The following is a 310-nucleotide window of genomic DNA, read 5'->3' on the forward strand; positions in this document are numbered from 1 at the left end:
TCCTTCAGTTAAAAAGCTGTGTTTTTAGACAATGGATTTTTACGACTTTAAAAATGCCTTCTTAATAGGTTTTTTCATGGCTTTTATTATTGGACCTGTTTTTTTTATGTTGATACAAACCAGTATTTTAAAAGGAGCAAGAGCTGCTATTGCTTTTGATATTGTTGTTATTTTAGGCGATGTTGCTTTTATTTTAATTGCGTATTATGGTAGTAGATCTTTACTAGAAAAAATTAAAGACGATCCTAGACTGTTTTTTATTGGTGGCTTAGTTCTTATTATTTATGGTTTAATTACGTATTTTGATAGA

The 310-nt window shown here is 28.4% G+C and carries 1 protein-coding gene; it reads left to right on the plus strand.

The window, feature by feature from the left end; translation table 11 throughout:
• Window positions 1–31: 31 nt before the first annotated feature.
• A partial coding sequence (locus ACY2RX_RS14620; protein WP_490104719.1) for a LysE family transporter occupies window positions 32–310 on the plus strand: 279 nt, incomplete at its 3' end.

It is taken from the genome of Polaribacter sp. 2405UD43-2, assembly GCF_058147125.1.